This window comes from Clostridium septicum (assembly GCF_003606265.1).
Taxonomy (GTDB): domain Bacteria; phylum Bacillota; class Clostridia; order Clostridiales; family Clostridiaceae; genus Clostridium; species Clostridium septicum.
In genome coordinates, this window is the sequence record NZ_CP023671.1 from 316,459 (window position 1) to 329,900 (window position 13,442).

Annotated in this window: 19 protein-coding genes; 2 read left to right on the forward strand and 17 right to left on the reverse strand. The window is 27.3% G+C overall.

The window, feature by feature from the left end:
* Window positions 1–21: 21 nt before the first annotated feature.
* Genes CP523_RS01405 through CP523_RS01415 form a run of 3 tightly spaced genes read right to left on the reverse strand, consistent with a single transcriptional unit; the run spans window position 22 to window position 1,414 of the window.
* Window positions 22–204: a DUF1858 domain-containing protein gene (locus CP523_RS01405; RefSeq protein WP_066675593.1), complete on the reverse strand. Its 183-nt coding sequence runs from the start codon at window positions 202–204 to the stop codon at window positions 22–24.
* 11 nt (window positions 205–215) lie between these two features.
* The gene (locus CP523_RS01410; protein ID WP_066675595.1) at window positions 216–767 is read right to left on the reverse strand and encodes a hemerythrin domain-containing protein; all 552 of its coding nucleotides are present in this window, start codon (window positions 765–767) and stop codon (window positions 216–218) included.
* A gap of 11 nt (window positions 768–778) precedes the next feature.
* Window positions 779–1,414 carry a hypothetical protein gene (locus CP523_RS01415; protein WP_066675597.1) on the reverse strand — a complete coding sequence of 212 codons (636 nt, stop codon included), beginning with the start codon at window positions 1,412–1,414 and terminating at the stop codon, window positions 779–781.
* A gap of 212 nt (window positions 1,415–1,626) precedes the next feature.
* Between CP523_RS01415 and CP523_RS01420 the strand changes: the two genes are divergently transcribed.
* Both CP523_RS01420 and CP523_RS01425 read left to right on the forward strand, forming a co-directional pair.
* On the forward strand, window positions 1,627–1,959 hold the full coding sequence (locus CP523_RS01420; RefSeq protein WP_066675599.1) for a PadR family transcriptional regulator: 333 nt from the start codon (window positions 1,627–1,629) through the stop codon (window positions 1,957–1,959).
* A gap of 1 nt (window position 1,960) precedes the next feature.
* Window positions 1,961–2,641 (forward strand): DUF1129 domain-containing protein, encoded by a 681-nt coding sequence (locus tag CP523_RS01425; protein ID WP_066675601.1) that lies wholly within the window; start codon window positions 1,961–1,963, stop codon window positions 2,639–2,641.
* Between the two features lie 116 nt (window positions 2,642–2,757).
* Here the strand turns inward: CP523_RS01425 and CP523_RS01430 are convergent, their stop codons facing one another.
* Genes CP523_RS01430 through CP523_RS01495 form a run of 14 tightly spaced genes read right to left on the reverse strand, consistent with a single transcriptional unit; the run spans window position 2,758 to window position 13,388 of the window.
* Window positions 2,758–3,453 (reverse strand): CbiQ family ECF transporter T component, encoded by a 696-nt coding sequence (locus CP523_RS01430; RefSeq protein ID WP_066675603.1) that lies wholly within the window; start codon window positions 3,451–3,453, stop codon window positions 2,758–2,760.
* Complete coding sequence (locus CP523_RS01435) at window positions 3,428–3,709, reverse strand: energy-coupling factor ABC transporter substrate-binding protein (RefSeq protein ID WP_066675605.1); 282 nt, start codon at window positions 3,707–3,709, stop codon at window positions 3,428–3,430. Before CP523_RS01435 ends, CP523_RS01430 begins: the two co-directional genes overlap by 26 nt.
* Window positions 3,709–4,434 (reverse strand): energy-coupling factor ABC transporter permease, encoded by a 726-nt coding sequence (locus tag CP523_RS01440; RefSeq protein ID WP_066675611.1) that lies wholly within the window; start codon window positions 4,432–4,434, stop codon window positions 3,709–3,711. Before CP523_RS01440 ends, CP523_RS01435 begins: the two co-directional genes overlap by 1 nt.
* Before the next feature lie 11 nt (window positions 4,435–4,445).
* Window positions 4,446–5,216, reverse strand: a complete 771-nt coding sequence (locus CP523_RS01445; protein ID WP_066675613.1) for a cobalt-precorrin-6A reductase — start codon at window positions 5,214–5,216, stop codon at window positions 4,446–4,448.
* Window positions 5,213–5,929, reverse strand: a complete 717-nt coding sequence (cobJ, locus tag CP523_RS01450; RefSeq protein WP_066675616.1) for a precorrin-3B C(17)-methyltransferase — start codon at window positions 5,927–5,929, stop codon at window positions 5,213–5,215. The genes CP523_RS01445 and cobJ overlap by 4 nt, the downstream gene beginning before the upstream one ends.
* 18 nt (window positions 5,930–5,947) lie before the next feature.
* On the reverse strand, window positions 5,948–6,913 hold the full coding sequence (gene cbiG / locus CP523_RS01455; protein ID WP_066675618.1) for a cobalt-precorrin 5A hydrolase: 966 nt from the start codon (window positions 6,911–6,913) through the stop codon (window positions 5,948–5,950).
* 2 nt (window positions 6,914–6,915) lie between these two features.
* The gene (cobM, locus tag CP523_RS01460) at window positions 6,916–7,662 is read right to left on the reverse strand and encodes a precorrin-4 C(11)-methyltransferase (protein WP_066675620.1); all 747 of its coding nucleotides are present in this window, start codon (window positions 7,660–7,662) and stop codon (window positions 6,916–6,918) included.
* Window positions 7,663–7,671: 9 nt separating this feature from the next.
* Window positions 7,672–8,337: a cobalt-factor II C(20)-methyltransferase gene (locus tag CP523_RS01465; RefSeq protein WP_066675621.1), complete on the reverse strand. Its 666-nt coding sequence runs from the start codon at window positions 8,335–8,337 to the stop codon at window positions 7,672–7,674.
* A 2-nt stretch (window positions 8,338–8,339) separates the two neighbouring features.
* Window positions 8,340–8,918, reverse strand: a complete 579-nt coding sequence (gene cbiT / locus CP523_RS01470) for a precorrin-6Y C5,15-methyltransferase (decarboxylating) subunit CbiT (protein ID WP_066675623.1) — start codon at window positions 8,916–8,918, stop codon at window positions 8,340–8,342.
* A 21-nt stretch (window positions 8,919–8,939) separates the two neighbouring features.
* On the reverse strand, window positions 8,940–9,542 hold the full coding sequence (gene cbiE, locus CP523_RS01475) for a precorrin-6y C5,15-methyltransferase (decarboxylating) subunit CbiE (RefSeq protein ID WP_066675625.1): 603 nt from the start codon (window positions 9,540–9,542) through the stop codon (window positions 8,940–8,942).
* A gap of 4 nt (window positions 9,543–9,546) precedes the next feature.
* Window positions 9,547–10,632, reverse strand: coding sequence for a cobalt-precorrin-5B (C(1))-methyltransferase CbiD (gene cbiD / locus CP523_RS01480; protein WP_120140427.1), 1,086 nt, complete (start codon window positions 10,630–10,632; stop codon window positions 9,547–9,549).
* Window positions 10,633–10,639: 7 nt separating this feature from the next.
* Complete coding sequence (locus CP523_RS01485; RefSeq protein WP_066675627.1) at window positions 10,640–11,263, reverse strand: precorrin-8X methylmutase; 624 nt, start codon at window positions 11,261–11,263, stop codon at window positions 10,640–10,642.
* 12 nt (window positions 11,264–11,275) lie between these two features.
* Window positions 11,276–12,562, reverse strand: coding sequence for a cobyrinic acid a,c-diamide synthase CobB (locus CP523_RS01490; protein WP_066675628.1), 1,287 nt, complete (start codon window positions 12,560–12,562; stop codon window positions 11,276–11,278).
* Complete coding sequence (locus CP523_RS01495; protein WP_120140428.1) at window positions 12,537–13,388, reverse strand: sirohydrochlorin cobaltochelatase; 852 nt, start codon at window positions 13,386–13,388, stop codon at window positions 12,537–12,539. Before CP523_RS01495 ends, CP523_RS01490 begins: the two co-directional genes overlap by 26 nt.
* Window positions 13,389–13,442: the final 54 nt, after the last annotated feature.

The window sequence follows — 13,442 nt, forward strand, 5'->3', positions numbered from 1 at the left end:
AAACTTAGATGTTTTTTTCTACTACTTATTTAAAGCCTCTAATAATTCGTCTAGATTTAATCCATGAATACTTACGGCTTCTTCTATTGTTTCTGCTTGAGCTGAAGGACATCCTACACATCCCATTCCAAACCTCATAAAAACATCAACAGCTTTCTCATTAACTCTTATAACTTCTCCAATTGTCATATCTTTCGTAATCATATTATTTCCTCCTACTCTATATATTTATTTCTTAATGTCTCTAATATTTTTAAATTTTCAATTTTAACTTTATTATTTTCTTCTTCGAATTTAATACATTCATTATTTATTTCTAGTAATGTATCTTCTTTTAACTCTCTTTCTGCAAATTTATACACTACGTTATCTTCTTTTTCTATATGTCTCTCTAAGAGATTCGTGTATGAAATTGCATTTGCAATAATGTCCAATTTAGCTTCTTTATCTCCATACTTCATTTTCTTAAGAGAATTTTCTAATTCACTTATATATAGCCTTCCTAAATCATGCTCTACTAACATTCCATATTTAACTAGCTTTTCAGCTGTACTTCCCATTTCATCTATCATTTTATTAAATAACATTACCTCTTCTTTTTTGTGATGATGAGAATCTGCATAATTCCTAATAAAATCTATTATTAAATAAAAATCTTCATAGTCTACTTCTGAGCTATTTAAAATATTAAAACATGCTTTCCTTACTATTTTTAGCATAATTTTAATATTTTTATGCTCTTCCATCATTAGATTTATTGCATTCATTTATTTCCTCCTTACACCTTTTTAATTTCCATTGATCCATCCTCATTTTCAACATATTGAAAATTACTATTTAATTCAGTTACAAAAGCCTTAACCCATAATCCTCTTAATATATAAAAATTTTTAACTTCTACACCTGCTTTTTCCCATATGTCTTTATGTACACATACTCTTCTTATCCATTTAACTTCATTTTCCTCAGAAATAAGAATTTCATTTACTCTATCACAAGGCATTCCATCTAATATATAATCATTCATACTATTAAATATATCTATGGCTGTTCCTGCTTCTACTCCCTTTTCTAAAGCTTCTTTTGCAGCTTTCATTCCTTGTGTAATATATACATTCTCTAATTTTGAAAAATTATCTCCGTTTTTTAAAATTTCTTTTGTCCAAGTAGCTATTCTACCTTCTGCTGAGTGAATTCTTTCTTGTAACCATCCATGAATATTATTTTTATCTATAATATTTTCAAGAGGTAAATTAGGTAAACTTTCACCAAACTCTCCATTAATCACATTAGATAGCTTTTCTATATCTATACCTTCTTTTTTAGCAAGATCTATTATTTCCTTTTCAAGACCTTCAAACCATACTATTTTATTGAATAACCAATAGTGAATTTTTCCTAAAAATAAACTCATTTATATCATCCTTTCTATTTAACTAGAATTATTTTATCCTTTTATATATGTTATATTCAAATTATACTTAAATACTCAGATTTAATCTGTAACATTTGTTACACTTTTAAAGTTTTATAAAATTCACAAATATTAATTGATATTACAACTACTTTGTAGTACAATATAGCTACAGTATCTTGCACTGCAATATAGTAAGGAGTGATAGAAATTTGGCAGATAAATCTCAATTTCTTAGAGGAACATTAGAAGGATGTATACTAAAAATAATAGCTGATAGAGAGACTTACGGTTATGAAATTGCAGAAAGACTTAAAGAATATGGATTTTCTGAAATTAGTGAAGGAACTATTTATCCAATTCTTCTTAGACTTGAAAAAAATAATTTTATAACTTCTATAAAAAGAGCTTCGGCCTATGGTCCTAAAAGAAAATATTATAATTTAACAAATGAAGGAAAAATAGAATTAAAAGAATTCTATGAGATTTGGTGTAGCATTAGAGAAAATATAGACAATATATTTAGTAATTATGGAGGAAAATAATATGTCAAATTTATATTCTATGAGAAATGAAAATATCAAAATCAGTAAAAATCTTACAGGTGAAAATCAAAAAATATTCACTGATATTGTATGTTATTTAAGAGTAAGCAAATTAAATGAAATAGAACAAGAAGAGGTAATTAATGATATTCTTACAATATTCTTTGACTGTGAAAAAGATAAAAAAGATATACAAAGTGTAATTGGAAATGATTTTAAAAAATTCACTGATGAAATTATATCTGCTGTAAATCCTAAAACATCTATATTTAATAAGATAAAAGAGTTTTTAATAATACTAATACAATCTTTAGGAATTATTTTAACTTTAGATTTTATAGTGTTCTATTTACCTAAAATTATAAATGGTAACTTTGCATTAACCTATACTTTTACTTTATCTATGGTTATTCACTTTTTAATACTTCTTATAATTGCAATATTCCTTATAAATTATGTGGGTAAAAATAGCTTTAAATTATCTGAAACAAAATATAGTATTTTTAAACGTTTTATTATAGGTGCTTCTACTGGTGCAATATTTGTATTACTTATTTTTCTTAATAAAATATTTAATGATATAAATCTTCTATCTTTAAACATCGGTTGGATATTAGGTATTATAATAGTTTTTTGGTGCTGTATGCTTACTAAAAGGATAAAGAACAGATTATTAACTTAGTGTTTTATAATTTTAGTATGATATATTTCTAAAATTAATAATTCTTTCTTTAAGAAAAGTCTTTTAAATTCATATGAATAAATAAAGAGGATGCATTTTAGCATCCTCTTTATTAACTATAAAATATTTATAAAACCTAATACTAATATATAAACTAATAAAAAACTTAATCTTAATTTACTTATTTTAAAACTATAACTATAATTATGTCTTCCTATATAGCATCTATTTTTTAATGCTAAGTTTATTTCTCTCCATCTAAATACTAAGTTTTTAAAGGAAACTCCTAATACATTTCCAAAATCTTTTACACTATTTTTAAATCCACTAAAGCCACCTCTTGATTTTATAGCATTAAAAGTTATTGTTAAATCATCTTCTAAAATTATTATAAATCTTTCCATAGATTTAATAATATCTGCTACATCCCTTATATATTCCCACCTACTCATTACACAAACTATATGGTTTATAGGCGTTGTTAAGGCTAAAAAACTTATTGTTATAGCTCCATTAATTCCTCTTATTAATATCAGTATAATATAATTCAATGAATACCCCTGCCACAGTAAGCTTATAGTAGTAAATATTGAAAATACTATGGCTATTACTAAAAACTTATTTATTATTTTAAATGGATTTTTTGCAATTAAGTTTAACAATATAAAAAATATTATATTACCTGTTATTAAATATATATTTTCTATATAGCTACAAATTATTAATGATATTAAAACTAAAAGTATTTTTTCTATTGGATGTACATATGCATATTTGCTATTTAAGCTATACAGATTTATTTCCCGTATCATACTTTTTCTTTCCTACAAAATATCCAATGAATCCTGCTCCTATTGCTGCTTGCATTGAGAAAAGAAAACTTTCAACTTCTCCTGATGGTGGTTCCCAAAGACTTTCAAACCATGGCTCATAATCTGAATTTATTTCTGTTATTAAACCTTCTGCTTGTTCATCAGCTCCTGCAAATTCTCCATTTCTGCTTATTATAAAAGGACCTACAATTAGTAAAATACAAATTACAAATAAAATTAAATTTTTCTTTTTCATTATAATAGCCCTCCTTCTAATTCTGAAAGTTCTTGTCTACAATGTTTCTTTATAAAATCAAAGATAACTACTGAAACTATACCTTCAACTATAGCTAAAGGAACTTGAGTTACTGCAAAAACGCCTAAAAATTTAACTGCTGATACAATTACTCCTCCATCTGCTGAAGGAAATGCTAATGCTAATTGTATTGATGTAACTACATAAGTTAATAAATTTCCTAAAGCACATGCTAAAAAAACTGCTACTGATTCATTTTTCTTCTTAAATAATCTATATATAAAATATGCTACAAAAGGTCCTACAATCCCCATTGATAATACATTGGCTCCTAAAGTAGTTAAACCACCATGAGCAAGTAAAAGTGCTTGAAATAATAATACAACTGCTGAAATAACAACCATTACCATTGGTCCAAATACTACTGCTCCAAGTCCTGTTCCTGTTGGATGTGATGAACTTCCTGTTACTGATGGAAGCTTAAGAGCTGACATCATAAATACATATGCTCCCATAAGAGCTAAAAGCATCTTTATATCGCTATTTCTTTTAATAGTTTTTCTAAGCTCTTTAATACTTAAAATTATAAATGGTGCTGATAATATAAAATAGAATATACACCAGTTTAAAGCTAAATACCCTTCTGCTATATGCATTGCATAAGCATTAAAAGGAATACTAATTGATAATAATAACGTAAATACTAAAAATCCTGATTTTTTCATTATTTTCTCCCCTATAATTTATATTTTTTTACTATGGCATCAATCATCCTATGAACATTATTAAATGCTTGACCATAATTTATCTTTGGTTTGTTTATGACAATGATTTTAGCTCCATTATTTATACAAGCTTCTACTTTTTCTTTAATACCTCCTTCTATACCACTGTCCTTAGTTATTAAAGCTTTTATTTTAAACTCTTTAATAATTCCACTATTTATTTCATATCCAAATGGTCCTTTAATGGCTATAATATCACCTATATCAACACCAGAATCTATTAACTTTTGTAAAACCTGAACTGATGGAAGTATTCTATGTATTACTCTATTCTTAAGATTAAGTTTCATAATATTTCCTACATTATTACTTCCTGTTGTATTTAATACATTTCCTTCTATATTTTTTAATGCTTCTTTTAGATCTTCATATCCATTTATTTTAATTATATTTTTGTCTTCAGAAACTTTATTAAAATATCCTTCTCTCTCATATCTTATATAATCTATATTCATATACTTACAAATTTTAATAGAAGTTTTACTTACTTCTTGTGCATATGGGTGAGATGCATCTACTAAAACTTTTATATTAAACTTTTTAAATAACTCTTTAAATTCTTCTTCGTTTAAAGGCTTATCATTTATATGGAGAATCTTAAAATTCTTTAAAAGCTCTCCACCATATTTTGTTGCTGTAGATACTACTATTTTATCTGTATATTCATTTATTAGAGATAAAATCTCTCTTCCCTCTGAAGTACCTAAAATAAAAGCTATCATATTGAATATCCTCTTGGAGTAACAAATTTTCCATCTTTTATATAGCTTTTTGAATTTCCTATTATAACTATTGAAAGCATATCAACTACAGTTTCATCAAATTCCCCAAGTTTAAATAAATTGTAGCTTTCTTCATCTCTTAATGCATTTCTTATAACGGCTATTGGAGTATTTAAATCTCTATATTCTTTTATTATTTCTATACACTCCTTTAAATAATGTGGTCTTCCCTTACTTCTAGGATTATATAATGAAATTACAAAATCACCTTCTGCTGCTAATTTAACTCTCTTTTTAATATCTTCATAAGGAGTCATTAAATCACTTAAGCTTATATTACAATTATCATGCATAAGTGGTGCTCCTACTACTGATCCTGCTGCACTTGAAGCTGTTATCCCTGGTATTATTTCTACATTTTCATCATTTTTAAGCTCTAATATTAATCCTGCCATTCCATAAATTCCAGAATCTCCAGTACTTATAAGAGCAACAGTATTATCCTTTGAAAGCTTTAAAGCCTCCCTACATCTATCTTCTTCTCCACGCATACCAGTTTGAAAAACTTCTTTTTCCCCTATAAGAGGCTTAATCATTGATACATATTTTGTATAACCAACTATAATATTACTTTCTTCTATTGCTTTTAGTGCCTTCATCGTAATATGATCTAGACCACCTGGCCCTATGCCTATAACATATAATTTCCCCATATTTTTTTCTCCTTCAAATTATAAAATTCCAATAGCTAATGTCATTCCATTATTTTTTATTTTACTAACTATTATTTCAGCTTTTAAAAGTTCTACAACAGGTTCACATACAGATTTAACTCCTACTGCACCTTTTACAAAGTCACTTCCTTCATAATGGTCTTCAACTATAGCTATTTCTTCTTTAGTAAAAAATCTCATTTCTGATTTTAAAGTATTACCTAAATTTAAAATAGCTTTTTCACTTTTCTTAACATCTATTGAAGCTATATACCTTATTGAATCTAAAGACAGATTATTTTCTTTTAATACAATTGATACAAAATCATATAGCTTTTTTTCATCTGTATTTTTTCTACAGCCTATTCCTAAAACTATGTCCTTTCTTATAAGCTTCAATACTTTCTTATGTTCTTCATATTTATTAGTAATCCATAGAGTGTTTTCTTTTAAAGTTTCTACTTCTGTATAACCTTTTGGACAAGCTATTTCTTTTTTATCATCCTTAAAATAAACACCTTCATTATTTACAAGTTTACTTGCAATAATTTTAGCCATTTTTAAATCCTTTATTACAAGGTTATTATCTATAGCTATTGTATCTGGTGCTAAAAGATCTAAATTATCTGTTGCTGTAGTTATAACTAAAGTGTTATTTAATATCTTTGATACTTTTCTAGCTAAATTATTAGCTCCACCTAAATGTCCTGACACTAAGCTTATTGAAAATTCATTACATACATCAACAACTACAACTGCAGGATCTTTATCTTTTCCCTTTAAATACTTAGCTATAGCTCTAACTGCTATGCCTGTTGAACTTATAAAAATTATAGAATTATACTTTTCAAAAGATATGTTAGTTATTTTATCTAATGAAAAATCTCCTATTTCAGATTTTTTATATATTTCTATATCTAAATTTCCTCTAAGTTTTTCAGCTAGTATATCTCCCTTTTCCGTAACACTTATTACACCTATCATAATTACTTTTCAGCCTCTCTATACATATGAGTAAATCTCTTATCATATAAAAGACTTTTTTCATATTCACAGTTTATAAAATCTCCAACTAATATCTGAGCACACTTTTTAATACCAGCTTCTTTAACCTTTTCCGCTATATCATCTAAAGTTCCAATAATAGCTCTTTCATCATTCCAAGTTGCTCTTTCTACAACTGCTATAGGCACATTTCTCCCATAACCCTTTCTTAATTTTTCTACAACTTTATCTATCATTGATATTGATAAAAATATTGCCATAGATGCTCCAATAGAAGCTAATTTCTCTAAATCTTCTGTTTCTGGTACTGGAGTTCTTCCTTCTACTCTAGTTAAAATTACTGTTTGAGTTATTGATGGAAGTGTAAATTCCCTATTAATAGCAGATGCTGCTGCTGTAAATGAACTAACTCCTGGTACAACCTTATAATCTATATTTAATTTAGAAAGTTCATCCATTTGTTCCTTTATTGCTCCATAAATTGAAGGATCTCCTGTATGAAGCCTAACTATTAACTTATCTTTATTTTCTTTTATTACTTTAATTACATCATCTAAAGTCATTTTGGCAGAGTTAAAAGTTTCTACACCTTTTTTACAAAACTCTAAATGTTCACTACTCACTAACGAACCTGCATATATAACTATATCTGCCTTACTTAATATATCTCTTCCCTTTACAGTTATTAAATCAACATCTCCAGGTCCTGCTCCAATAAAATAAACCATATTATTCACCTACTCTTTACTTGCTAATATTAAAGACATATATTCTCTAGAGTTTATTATTTCTTCTTTATTTTCTAATATTCTTTGGCCTTCTCTTCCAGCTTTGCTAACGTATACATAATTAAAGCCTTTTTCCTCTAAAACATTAAGTACTTCTTCCTCATGTTTATAGACTTTCATAATAACAACATATTTTTCATCTTTAATATCCTTAACTCTTGTTGCTGGTAAAATCATAAGAGGATTATTTCCTACAACTAAAGTTCTATCAACTATACTAGCTGCTGCACAAAATGAAGTAACTCCAGGAATTGTTTTAACTTCAAAACCTCTTTCCTCAATATGCTTTAATAAATGAATATATGTACTATATACATAAGGATCTCCTATAGTTAAAAATGAAACATTTTTTCCTTCTTTTAATTTTCCTTCTATTAAATCATAAGCTTCCTTTGCCTTCGAAACTCTATCTTTAGTTCCCATTGGAAAATGTTTAACTATTACTTCTGATCCTTCTTTTATATAATCTTTTACTGTTTCTAAAGCTATACTTTCTCCATCATCTATGGCACTTGGAGCTACTATTACTTCCGAATTTTCTATAGCTCTTACACCTTTAATAGTTATTAATTCTTTATCTCCTGGACCTACACCTATTCCATATAATACTGCCATAATTATTTTTCTCTCCTTGTGCATTTAACTATGTAAATTGGATTATTAGCTATCATCATATAGCTATCCCCTTTATTTTTACTTATATTAACCATAGATATATCTACTTTGTAATTTAAAGTTTTCATTAAATCTATTGCCTTATAAGCATTATCTAAAGTTATAAAATTCATAACTATTGTTCCATTATTTTTAATTAATTCGTTACTACCTAAAATTATTTTTTCTAAGCTTCCTGAACTTCCACCTATAAATATAGAATTAAAATTTAAATTTTCTTTTTTAAAATTATCCAAAATGTCTACTGCTTCACCTTCAAATAATTTTATATTTTCACCTTTGAATTTTTCTATATTCTTTTTTGTTACTTCTATAGCATCTAAAGCTTTTTCTATTGCATAAACTTGTCCTTTAAATGCAATTTTAGATGCTTGAATAGTTATACTTCCTGTACCAGAACCTATGTCTAAAACTTTAGAATCTTCATTTAAATCCATTTTCCAAATACTTAAAGCTCTAATATCTTCCTTGGTCATAGGACAATTTCCTCTAATAAATTCTTCATCCTTAATTAAAATCATATTTTTCTCCTTTCCCTACTTTTATAATTGCTCTACAATAACTATTGATAAATTGCTAAATTCTTTTTCTAATAGGTTATTAGGAGTATCATAAAATATTCTCTCATCTTCATAAGATAGATTTTCACCAACTATAACTTTTGAACTTACATTATTTTCTATAAGACTTTTACATAAACTATTTGGTGTATTTTTATTATCTGTTAGCCAAATGGATACTGAATTTTCTTTTACCTTTTTTATAAAATCATCTTCTCTTCCATGTAAACTTCCAGTATAGGCATTACTCCAGCTTTTATTAACTTTGCAAGTTAAATACTGAAATGAACTTAAACCCGGAATAACTTTTAAATCACCTTTATAGTTTTTTCCTATATAATCACTTATTCCATAAAAGGTTGGATCCCCTGAAGCTACAACTGAAATATCCTCTTCTTTGCTTTCCTTTATAAAATCTATTATTTCTCTTAAAGTCTTTACTTTTCTCTTCTTATTTTCTATAAAATCTAAAGAATCTATTGCCCTTGAAAATCCCAATATAATTTTACTTTTTTTCAAAATAGTTACTGCTTTAGGCATGATATATTCTATATTTCCTGGTCCTAATCCTACTATATAAATCATCTCTTTACTCCTCTAAAGAATTATACAAAATATGATAATCTGAAAATCCATAATATATTAAAGGCTTTACTTTCATTTCTCCATAAGTATAAAGTTCTGCTCTAGCTTTAATTTTTTCTCCTATATTTTTATACAATGCCTCATAGCCTTCCCCTAAAAATTTAACTGCACCTTCACTTGTTTTTTGCTTTAGTACCTCTTCTACTAAAGCTTTATCTACTCCTAGTAATGTAAGCTCTAAAGCTAATACTTCAAGCCTTACATCACAAACTCTACTATGAGTATTAAAACAACCATAAGCTATCTTACTTATCTTTCCTATATGCCCAACTAGAATAACTTCTTTAATCTTTACATTTGCACAACATTCAAGAGCAAAGCCTACAAAATTAGATATTATAACTATTTCCTCCTCTTTAAAGCCTTGTTCTAATGAACATTTTTCTCCTATATTTCCAAAGGTTAAAACTAACCTTTCCCTATTAATAGCTTTTTGATTTATTTCAAGCTTAATTGAATCCTTTAAAGCTTCTTCAGACATTGGATAAACTATTCCTCTAGTTCCTAAAATAGAAATTCCGCCTTCAATTCCTAACCTAGGGTTAAAAGTCTTTTTTGCAATTTCAACTCCTTCTGGTATAGAAATAGTTATTTTAACTCCAGCATTATCTGGAACTACAGATGTTACTTCTCTTTCTATTTCCGCCCTTGGAACTGGATTTATAGCTGCTTCACCTTTTTTTACAAATAGTCCGTCTTTAGTTACTATACCTATTCCTTCTGCTGCTAAAAGCTTAAATCCCTTATCTAGTTTTTCTGCCTTTGCAAAAATTTCTATTCCATTAGTAATGTCACAATCATCTCCAGCATCTTTTATAACAGATACTATTACAGAATTATTCTCTCTTTTTATAGAATTTATTCTTATATTAAGTGTTATTCCTTTAGGTGTATCAATTTCTATACTTTCTAAAGTTTCATTATTATATAGCATAAAGGTGGCAGCTTTAGATGCAGCTGCTGCACAAGAACCTGTTGTATAGCCACACCTTAATTTTTTAAAGCCACTTTCTATATAAAGGTCAGTCATTTAATCACTACCTTTCAACTACCATATACATAAGAGCATTTATAATAGAAGCTGCTACTGTACTTCCGCCTTTTCTACCTTTAACTGTTATATATGGAATATTAAGCTCCTCTAAGTTTTCTTTACTTTCACTAGCTCCTACAAACCCAACTGGTACTGCTATTATAAGCTTTGGATTTGCCTTTTTTTCCTTTATTAATTCCTTTAATTTAAACAATGCAGTAGGTGCATTCCCAAATACAAATATATCTACACTATCAGCTGAAGCTTTTTCTACAGCTGCCATTGATCTTGTTATGCCCTTTTCCTTTGCCTCTTTATGAACTTCTTCTAAATTCACATAACATATTACTTTTCCATTTAGTTTTTCTAAAGCTTTTTTGTTTATTCCTGAAAGAGCCATATTAGTATCTGTATATATTATAGGATTATTTTTTAATATTTCCTTGCCTACATTTATAGCATCTTTACTTATTTCTATTAACTCCATATATTCAAAATCTGCTGTTGTATGAATTACTCTTTTAACTACCTTTAATTCATCTTCCGTAAAATCATGGTTTCCCATTTCATCACCTATAATTTCAAAGCTAGTTTCTTCAATTTCCATAGGATTTTTTATATAACTCATGTTTTCACCGCCTTATTTATCTAATAAACATCTTAAAAACTCCATATTAGAAAAGAAATGAATATGAGGATAACCTGCTAATGTGTTGTTTTTTTCATAACCACATTCCCATGTTTTTTTCTCACCTGTATACATATTCTTATAAACCTTATATATTGTTTTCTCATTTAAATCTACTTTTGATTTATGAAATTCATGACAATTTATTTTAATGCCATTAACTTCTATACTTGCATATCCAAATCTATTTAACCTAGATGTCATACAACTTTCTCCACTAAAAAATCCAACCATAGGCACATTATCAATCTTTTCAGTTAAATACATAAGTCCACCACATTCTCCATAGCATTTAACTCCGCTTTCTAATGCATTTTTTATACTATTTAGCATAGATTTATTTTTACTTAACTCTTCCTTAAATACTTCTGGATAACCTCCACCTAAATAAAGAAAATCTATATTTTCTGGTAGTTTAGAATCTTTTAAAGGACTAAAATAAATAACTTCTCCTGCCTCTTCTAAAAGCTCTAAATTTTCTTTATAATAAAATCTAAATGCTTCATCATAAGCTACTGCTATTTTTAAATTTTTATTTCCAATATGAAATTTATCTTCATATTTTTCTATATATTTAAATTCCTTAATTAATTCATCTAAATTTATATTTTTTTCTATTAAGTCTGCGCATATTTGAATTTTATCTTTTAAATTATCTACTTCAATACTCTGAACTAAACCTAAATGTCTACTAGATAGTTTAATAGACTCTTCCTTTGGAATATATCCAAAAACCTTTAAATTACAATTTACTTCTATATTTTTCTTTAATAAATTATAATAGCTTTCTGATATAGAGTTTAAAACAACTCCTATAATATTTGCATTCCTAAAATCTTTAATTCCATTAATTTCTGCACATAAAGTGGTACTTTGAGCTTTTGGACTTATTACTAATAATATTGGAGCATTATTTAAGGTCTTTGATATACTATAAGTTGAGCACTCTTCCGTTATTCCAATTCCATCATAAAGCCCCATAGCTCCTTCTATTATTGCTACATCTCCATTTCCCCTTGAAAAGCTTGCTTTAACACCATCTTCTCCCATAAGATGTAAATCTAAATTTCTAGAGTTTTGTCCTGTTATCTCTGTATGAAAACCTGTATCTATATAATCTGGACCAGATTTAAAACCTTGAACCTTATAATTTCTATTTTTTAAAGCCTTCATTAACCCTAATGTAAAAGTAGTTTTTCCGCCACCACTACAATTAGATGAAATTATTATTGTTTTCATTTTTTCTACCCTTCTTAGTTTCCCCAGCATCTATATATCTATTTTCTATAATATCCTCAATTCTATTTATATATAACTGATTAAAAGCATCTATTTCTCCTAGTCCATGCATATAAATATTTACCTTTATACCTTCAGCTTCTAACATTGATTTCCAAGAATCCTTTTCATCTGATGCCATATCATTTATAGCATGATCTCCTGCTACAACCATAAGAGGCAATAATGTAACTTCTTTAATATTTTTTCTTTTTATTCTTTTTAAAACTACATCAAAAGTTGGATATCCTTCTACAGTTCCTACAAAGACATTTTCATATCCATGGTCTTGAAGTACAGCTTGCAGACATCCATAAACAGCATTTGAAAAATGTGCTGTTCCATGTCCCATCATAACTACCCCTTCTTTGTCCTTTAATAGGTCTTCTATAGTTTCTATAAAAATTGAATAATCCTGTGGTAAATCTTCTATCCCTTGATAGTAAAATATCGGTCTTCCAAGTCTTAAAGACTTAAATTTATCCTGATACATTTTTTGTACATTTTTTATGTATTGAAACTCTTCTCCTGGAATGATATGTAAAGGTTGCATTATAACTTCTTCAAAGCCATCTTTATATAGCTTGTCTAAAGCCTCTTCTGGTGTATCAATAAATATTCCGTTTTTCTCTTTTAATTTTTTTATAATTATATGAGCTGTAAATGCTCTAAAAACCTTATACTCTTTAAACTGTTCTGCTATTTGATTTTCTGCCTTCTCGATAGATTTTTTTAACACATCTAAATAACTCGTACCAAAGCTTACTACTAATATTGCTTTTTTCATAAAATAAAAAATTCCTTCCTTTATTAATCGTTAAAATTTGAAATTTAAAATAAA

Bases quoted from the DNA above. Each gene is read 5' to 3' on its own strand.
- CP523_RS01405 (WP_066675593.1), bottom strand. From the start codon at position 204: ATGATTACGAAAGATATGACAATTGGAGAAGTTATAAGAGTTAATGAG.
- CP523_RS01410 (WP_066675595.1), bottom strand. From the start codon at position 767: ATGAATGCAATAAATCTAATGATGGAAGAGCATAAAAATATTAAAATT.
- CP523_RS01415 (WP_066675597.1), bottom strand. From the start codon at position 1,414: ATGAGTTTATTTTTAGGAAAAATTCACTATTGGTTATTCAATAAAATA.
- CP523_RS01425 (WP_066675601.1), top strand. From the start codon at position 1,961: ATGTCAAATTTATATTCTATGAGAAATGAAAATATCAAAATCAGTAAA.
- CP523_RS01430 (WP_066675603.1), bottom strand. From the start codon at position 3,453: ATGATACGGGAAATAAATCTGTATAGCTTAAATAGCAAATATGCATAT.
- CP523_RS01435 (WP_066675605.1), bottom strand. From the start codon at position 3,709: ATGAAAAAGAAAAATTTAATTTTATTTGTAATTTGTATTTTACTAATT.
- CP523_RS01440 (WP_066675611.1), bottom strand. From the start codon at position 4,434: ATGAAAAAATCAGGATTTTTAGTATTTACGTTATTATTATCAATTAGT.
- CP523_RS01445 (WP_066675613.1), bottom strand. From the start codon at position 5,216: ATGATAGCTTTTATTTTAGGTACTTCAGAGGGAAGAGAGATTTTATCT.
- cobJ (WP_066675616.1), bottom strand. From the start codon at position 5,929: ATGGGGAAATTATATGTTATAGGCATAGGGCCAGGTGGTCTAGATCAT.
- cbiG (WP_066675618.1), bottom strand. From the start codon at position 6,913: ATGATAGGTGTAATAAGTGTTACGGAAAAGGGAGATATACTAGCTGAA.
- cobM (WP_066675620.1), bottom strand. From the start codon at position 7,662: ATGGTTTATTTTATTGGAGCAGGACCTGGAGATGTTGATTTAATAACT.
- CP523_RS01465 (WP_066675621.1), bottom strand. From the start codon at position 8,337: ATGGCAGTATTATATGGAATAGGTGTAGGTCCAGGAGATAAAGAATTA.
- cbiT (WP_066675623.1), bottom strand. From the start codon at position 8,918: ATGATTTTAATTAAGGATGAAGAATTTATTAGAGGAAATTGTCCTATG.
- cbiE (WP_066675625.1), bottom strand. From the start codon at position 9,542: ATGATTTATATAGTAGGATTAGGACCAGGAAATATAGAATATATCATG.
- cbiD (WP_120140427.1), bottom strand. From the start codon at position 10,632: ATGACTGACCTTTATATAGAAAGTGGCTTTAAAAAATTAAGGTGTGGC.
- CP523_RS01485 (WP_066675627.1), bottom strand. From the start codon at position 11,263: ATGAGTTATATAAAAAATCCTATGGAAATTGAAGAAACTAGCTTTGAA.
- CP523_RS01490 (WP_066675628.1), bottom strand. From the start codon at position 12,562: ATGAAAACAATAATAATTTCATCTAATTGTAGTGGTGGCGGAAAAACT.
- CP523_RS01495 (WP_120140428.1), bottom strand. From the start codon at position 13,388: ATGAAAAAAGCAATATTAGTAGTAAGCTTTGGTACGAGTTATTTAGAT.